Annotated in this window: 3 protein-coding genes; 1 reads left to right on the plus strand and 2 read right to left on the minus strand. The window is 56.5% G+C overall.

What is annotated here, in order from left to right:
• Window positions 1-213: 213 nt before the first annotated feature.
• Entirely contained in the window at window positions 214-2931 is a 2718-nt protein-coding gene (locus tag CZ674_RS02275) for a glycosyltransferase (protein ID WP_086990879.1), read from the minus strand.
• Window positions 2932-3039: 108 nt separating this feature from the next.
• Between CZ674_RS02275 and CZ674_RS02280 the strand changes: the two genes are divergently transcribed.
• Window positions 3040-4488 carry a glycosyltransferase family 2 protein gene (locus CZ674_RS02280; protein ID WP_159456870.1) on the plus strand — a complete coding sequence of 483 codons (1449 nt, stop codon included), beginning with the start codon at window positions 3040-3042 and terminating at the stop codon, window positions 4486-4488.
• Window positions 4489-4491: 3 nt separating this feature from the next.
• On the opposite strand, the gene CZ674_RS02285 is transcribed toward CZ674_RS02280, so the two are convergent.
• A complete protein-coding gene (locus tag CZ674_RS02285) occupies window positions 4492-6876 on the minus strand; it encodes a polysaccharide pyruvyl transferase family protein (protein WP_143244599.1) in 2385 nt (794 codons plus the stop codon).
• Window positions 6877-7126 lie beyond the last annotated feature (250 nt).

Genomic DNA, 7126 nt, shown 5'->3' on the forward strand with positions numbered 1-7126 from the left:
TCCAGAGTGCCGACGTGCACGCCGAAGTCTTTCGCGATCTGCGCGAGCGTGACATTCGCCTCACGCGTCCGCGCCACACGAACGACATCGTCGCGGAACTCCTTGGGAAACGCCTTGGGCATGATGACATCCTTCCAGGCCAGCCCGCTCGGCTAGCCAACTCAGATGTCACCTATTCGTGCAGCAGTCCCGGGATCTAGCAGAAGACTCAGGCTAGGGTGCGAGTGTCGTCGCTTCGCGGAGTAGCTCTGTGTATTGCCTTCCCATAGAAACTGGCGAGCGCTCACGGGCGAATCTCATCGCTGCTTCTATCGTGCCTGATTGTAGATACCAATCCCCGTCGAGAATCTCGGCAATTGACTCAGCGGCGCGACTCGGGTCAAAGAATCTAATCCAAGCTTCGTCACCGTAGTCGGCGAGCAGTAGCTCGTCAGCAGGGAGTACAAGAGGTACACCAAAAGTAGCAGCAAGCATCATCGAGCCGGAATTAAGTACCTTGCGGTAAGGCAATACGACAACGTTGGCTGCGGAGAACCAAGTGGCTACATCGGCTTCAGAGACGAAGCCCAGATTCGAGGCCACGCGAACATCACTACTGAGTATTCTTTCCAACTCAGATGACATCTCGGGTGCAGGCTTGCCTGCGAGTAGTAGTTCGATTGGATTGCTCTCTTGGAGGCTGATCGCAGCGTTAAAAAGTTGATGCAACCCCTTGTACGGGCGTAGCTGCCCGAAGAAGAGAACGGTACGAGAGCTGGGATCTGCCCCGATACTTGCTCGAGCCTCAGTCGAGGAGAGCCTGCTTCCATAAATGCCTGAGTAGCTCGAGTGCTCGATCAGCCTAACTTTCTCCTCAGGAAGGTGGTACTGACCTTCTGTCGCCATCGGGGTGGATGGCGACAGAACATGGATTAGGTCTGCTACCTCAGCAAGCCGTCGGTGCAGGCGAAGCGCCACGGAAGGGTACTGGGAGTCATGCGGGAGTGCATTATGCACTGTCCAAATCACAGTACGTCCACGGGACCGTGCATCAATGAGTTTCATGATGAGCCGGTCGACGTAACGAGAAGCTTCCTCCTCATTGGGCCACTTCTCAGTAAGCGGGCTAGTCCAATGAATGTGTAGTATGCCTTTCGCGCTACGGTCGGAAATTTCGTGCAACAAGGCGTGCGGGTCGGAGGTCCCCGGGAAGCTCCACATTGACGCAAATGCGTCGGTGTGTAGCATCACCAAATATGGATTCTCGTTATACCAGCGCGGAAATGTGAAGGCGCGGCGCGCTTTCTTGTCTTCGGCTTCTCGCTTGCTTGGTTTCGACGAGCTAATACGTGAGAGCCCTTTGGAAAGCTGATCAACATCACCCAACCGAAGCAGAAGGTCTGGTGCGTACCTGCTCGTCTGCACCAGCGACCACGAAACTGGTGCCGCTGCTGAAGCTGGCAACGGGATCGTGGCCTGCCAATGCCGATCCGCACGGGAATCAAGCACAGCCACTGGAATTTCTGTGCTGTGGTTGTCAGCGTCAATCGCGACAGCCCTGTAATCATTGCGTCGCCAAGAAGTGGGGCCGTGCGGCAACGTTCCTGAAATGGTGCGACCGGTTGCAGTGTCGTTCACATGCGTCAGTGCTGCGGCTTTGCTTGTCAGTGACTTTAGAAGATGAGTCGCGCGTTCATTTGAGCGACGAGCTCGCTGTCTGACAATGGAAGCAGGTAACTCCACTTCTTCCCAGATTGGTCCGGGAACTGATTCGATAGCGTTTTGTGCGCGAGCGAGGTAACTATCTGCGTCACTAACTCTACCGCCTTCGATCGGAGCGAGGACTTGCCAGGTCAGAAGCACCGCACAGATATAGGCCTCATCAGAGTTGGCCAGATTCAGGCGTTCCGCTGCCAGGAGAGCACTTTCGACGACTAGCGTTGGATCGGTGCCATTTATATCGCCCCACGGGCTCGCCTTCAAACTCGACCACGAGCCGGAGGGAAGCCCCCGAGTAAACGAGAGCAACGAGGCACGGGCGACCGGATCCAGCTCCTCGGTGGAAGATCCACCGGCCAAAGTTAAGCGTTCTGCGAGCAATTCTAGCCCTCGTAGCGACTCTCTGTCCGCGATGAGGTGATAGGTTGAGGCCCGTGTCAACCACTGACGCATGGTGTGATTCAGTGCGTAGTGGAGGGTAAGAAGCTCGTCGCCGGTTGAGCTGACGAGATCGATCGTCCGTCCGCATTGGACGATCCAGTCGTCGAGAGTCTTTGCGCGAAGATAGTCAGCGCTCACAGCAAGGCCGTGTCGTCGGTGAAGATAGATAGGCTCGTTGGTAATTGCGATCTTATTGGCCGCGAGCTGACAGGTTAGAGCGAAGATAATGTCTTCACAGTGCACACCTTCAGGGAATCGTACGCCTGTTCGCTGGAACAGCGATCGGTCGTATAGCTTCGCCCATACAACGTGATCGTCCAAAATACTAGGCATCTCACGCAGCTGATAAGTCGTAGGGTGGCGCGCAAATGCTTCGGATCGTTGCGTCCAGTAAGTTTTGCGGCGACCGTCGGGGAATAGATCCTGGCCGAGGCCCGCGGTGATCTCAGCTCCCGACCGTCTTGATGCGGCCATTAACGTCGCGAGTGCATTCGGGTAAAGTTCGTCGTCGCTGTCCAGAAAGAAAATGTAATCGCCGCTTGCCGCATCCACGCCTGTGTTGCGAGCAGCGCCGATCCCCCCGTTTTCTCTGTCAATGACGAGGAACCTCTTGTCGAGGCCTGCCATGTCTCGGGCGACGGTGATGGAGTCGTCAGGTGATCCGTCGACTACTAGTACCGCTTCCCAGTTCGCATAGGACTGCGAAATCAAAGATTTACAGGCGGCTTCGAGCCATTGCTCTGCATTGTAGACAGGCACTATAACCGACACCATCGGATTGGAAATAGGCATGGAGGGTAGGATCCTTACGTCGCTGAACACATCAGGAGACAATACTAGTGGGAGCTATTTAGAATGACGGATTCACCTACGTCGACCTATGACGACCCTCAGATAAGCGTGGTTATTCCAGCCTTTAACGTCGCCGACTGGATCGGAATGACCTTGGAGTCGATTCTGACCCAAACTGAGAATCGAATCGAAGTTGTCATCGTGGATGATGGCTCTACTGACGGCACTCTTGAAGTGGCGACAAAATTCAGCGACACGGATAGTCGTGTACATGTGTATTCGAACCCTACAAAGGGAGGTGCCGCGGCGCGTAATTTTGGCATCAGTCAAGCACGTGGTGAGTTTCTCGCTTTTGCTGATGGCGATGACACTGTTCCTGAGCGTGCCTACGAACTCCTGCTTCAGCAGGCGAATCGGACAGGGAATGACATGGTGGTGGGTAGCCACGTGACAGTCTGGCCTCACTACTTGCTTGATCGACGGAGAAATCTTCCAATTTTTGACGAAGTGCGCGAGGGTTTGACTCTTGCTGATGAACCCCTCTTCCTACGCGACCGCGTGTGTTGGAACCGCATCATTCGACGAAGCACCTGGAATAGGCTGGGAATTGCGTTCAGTGAGGCGAAGCGCTCGAATGACATTCAGGCGATGGTTTGGGCGTACGCGTTGATTGCCTTTGACGTAATTCCCGAACCGGTCTACATCTACAGGCGGCGAGTAGGTTCCTCGTCGATGACAAGCCAATCCACACAAGCAAAGTCGCTGAGTGACTACCTGGAACAAGAGTTGGCTTGTGCTGAGATCGTGCGAGCCCTTCAGAACAGGTGGATTACTGACCGGTATTTTCGTGGCATCCTAGAGTTCGACGTTTGGACGCATGTCGGTACCGCCATCGGGCATGAAGGCAGCGAGTTCAGTGTTTTTAGGGAGCGTCTACAGACTCTATTGTCGTTTGCGGCGCGCGACGCGATTCGTGCACTGCCCGTGCACCAGCAGGTGGTCTACGATTCGGTCGCGCGCGGTGACTGGGAAGCGGCACGGATTGCGCTGCTAGAGCAAGGCAGACCAATGGCGGCGGCGTTGGATGCCGTGGATGCCGAATGGATCGTGCAGTCATTGCGGCTGACGAACTCGCGGTCAGCATCACAATCCGCATGGTTTATTCGGGCGGGTTATCTCAAAGCGATCATCGACGAATGTGGTCAGCTGTCGGATTCGAATTTGATTCATTTGCATAGACGCGCGGTTTCCCTAGTTCAGACTGGGGTGCCTAAGCACGCCTTCACTTGGAGGCAGCAACAGATCGTGCTTGCGGAAGTAGGCAGCGCAAGCGCGATCCGCGCAGCGATGGCTAGGCCCGAGCCGGCGGGTATTGTGCGGGCGGCTTCAGCCGCCAAAGAAAGGGCGCGAGAGATCGCTCGCAGGGAACTAGGAGATAGATTCGTTGGTTTCAAGTACCTTCGAGCGCGGGATATTGTGGCTCTCGCTCGCCGTGCTCGGCCCCGGCACGCCAAACGAATCCTGGCGATGGCACGCCGACGGGGCAAGAGAGGCTAAAGACTAGGCCTTCTGGCGCAACCTGGCTAGAAGAACACTCAGCGGAGACGGCCGCCTGATGAATAATGCCTGCCCTCCGTCTAATGGCAGTTCCAGCGGTCGAGCCATCTGGGCCTTTAGTCCCAGAGGCGGCTTTCGAACGGTCGAGATGGGTGCCAACGCGTGCCCTAGAGCGTCACTCAGGTAGAGAAGACCCGGTCTTACCCCGGGCCAGGGGATACGCACTGAGAATTCGTGTTCTGTACCTGAGCGGATGGCTGTGAGGTCGAGCGCGGGCAGCCGGGAAGTCGCACCGGTTTGTGGGTCTCGTCGCCAGAGATAGGCGCGGCCTGCGCCTAGGCTCGCGGTTAGGGACCCACGCAGTTCCACGCCCCTGGCAGACCACCGCACTGACTCTACGATCACGTCAGTGCTTCCTGCGCAGAGGCACGCGAAGGGCAGCGGATCTGACAATCTCGCCGCCAACACCGGGTTCAGGCTCGGTGTATTCACGAAATCACTTCTCAGCTTTCCTGTGGCGGCGCGTAAGCGTTCGAACTCTCCAGCGAAACCTCGGGTTCCGGCACGTGGGATCAGAGCGAAGAGCGCTTTAGCAGCGTCGTGTTTGGATGCGGATTCAGGCAACCTGCAGACAAGCTCGGTTGCGCGCACCAGGTCTTCAAGATGCGGGGCTTCGTTAAGGATTCCTGCACGTGCGACATCGAGCTGGCCTTGCGCTGCCAGTTCGAGGAGGCCGATGGCTCCATACTCTGGTTGCTCGTTGATGATGCTGGCTAGTACAGTTTTGAGACGCTTAGAGGCTTTGGCGATTGCGATGCCGTTCGACGAGATCGGAGCCGACCACACGCCAGATAGTCCGCGCTGAATAATGTGCAGGGCTACTGCCTGCTGGTCTTTTAGGGCAGTGGCGTGGAGTGCTACATGCGCGAAGTGATTGAGCTCGGTTGCGAGATCAAAATTTCGGGCAACTCGCTTCTGGATAGCGACTACTCGCGAGGTCACTGCGTAATCTTGACTTTCGATTACAGATAGCGCGAGTCCGAAGATCGGATCGTAATCGGATTGGCCGAAGGGGCCGGCAAGGGCCGCTGCGTGGTCGCGGTCCAGAATCAACGCGTCCGCAACAAGTGTGCCAAGAATGTCATTCGGATCCGCGTCACGATGGGCAAGTTCAGCTTTTTGCAGGGAGCCGCGGGTGTACTCGTCCGGGCCGTGACCATAAATCTGAGCTTGCCCAAATAGCGTGCTCGCGCGCGAACCCGATAGGGAATCAATCATGTGGGTGAAGACGCCTGGAGGCTTCTGTGTCCCCTCGCTTGCGACGCTGAATGTTCTGCCTCGAGACCACCGAAAAGCCGCGTTCATCCGGTCCCCGCTCGTCCGTCCTCTAGCGGGAATGACTCGCACAGTTGCACCGTGTTTGCCGGAAGCGCTCAACTTCTCGAACTCAGCTTCCGGAATCGTGTGTGAGCCGACGAGCACTTCGTCGGCTAACGTCAAACTCTGCTGAGCTTGTCGCATCGAGCGGAGAAGGCTCTCTAAGTCATCGGTTTCGGCCACGAACAATGAATGACGGTATTGCTTCCATAGGTCGTAAGGGAATGATGCTCGTAGGGGCTCTAAATCGGGAGAGATACGTGGGGTCGGACCGAGGAGCACTGCCTCCTCAACCGACTCTGCGAATTCCAGTTCGTTACGCCCCGTTCCCTGGGCGTAATCCGTGTACTTGAAGTTCGACTCGTTGGTCGGACGGAGCGGGCGGACAGGAACGCCGAGGGCTTCCGCCAAGATGATGCCATGAAGAGAAGATGAAACGACGAACTCACTTTGCGCGATCTGTCGAATTACTTCTCGTAGCGGCCCGCCTGGGTTGACAAATTCCGAGCGCGCAGAGTGCAGATAGGAATCGTTGATGTTGGGGAGGATGGCAAGAGGAGAGGTTTTCTTCTGTGCCCAGCGAAGGGTTTCGGGATAGAGCAAGGGTAGTAGCAAGCCTGGATCGCCGTAAATAGGAGGACATGTGATCCCGCGCTCCAGCAGCATTTGCCGTGTCAGGGGGCCCCGAACGGCCCTAACGTCAAGCAAGGAAGACCCGATCGGGCTTGCAACTTTCCCATTGACACCTGTTCCCCAAACCGTATCGAAATCCTGAGCGAAATGTAGGATCGAGCCAATTGCTAGGAGTCTATTACCGCGGTTCGGGCGTTGTGTTGGACGATGGGCGCCAATCATCGCTTTCACAACCGCAACGGACAGTTCATCGCCAAAGTTGGTTGGTTGAAAATGCGGCAGAGCTTCGTACATGTGCGGTTGCCATCGAAACAGCTCTACGCCATGTACGTCAGTCGAATAGCTCATGGGTGGGCGCCTGCCTGCCGCGTTGTTCACGCAACCATTCTACGAAGCCCAGGTCGTGCCCGTAAACTCGTGTGAAGGGTCGGACGGGACTGCTGCACGAATAGGTGACATCTGAGTTGGCTAGCCGAGCGGGCTGGCCTGGAAGGATGTCATCATGCCCAAGGCGTTTCCCAAGGAGTTCCGCGACGATGTCGTTCGTGTGGCGCGGACGCGTGAGGCGAATGTTGAATCGCCCCGGGTCTCGTGGAGGGTCTGAAATCCCGAGAGGATGATGACTATG

Source organism: Agrococcus casei LMG 22410 (genome assembly GCF_900163565.1).
GTDB classification, from domain to species: Bacteria; Actinomycetota; Actinomycetes; order Actinomycetales; family Microbacteriaceae; genus Agrococcus; species Agrococcus casei.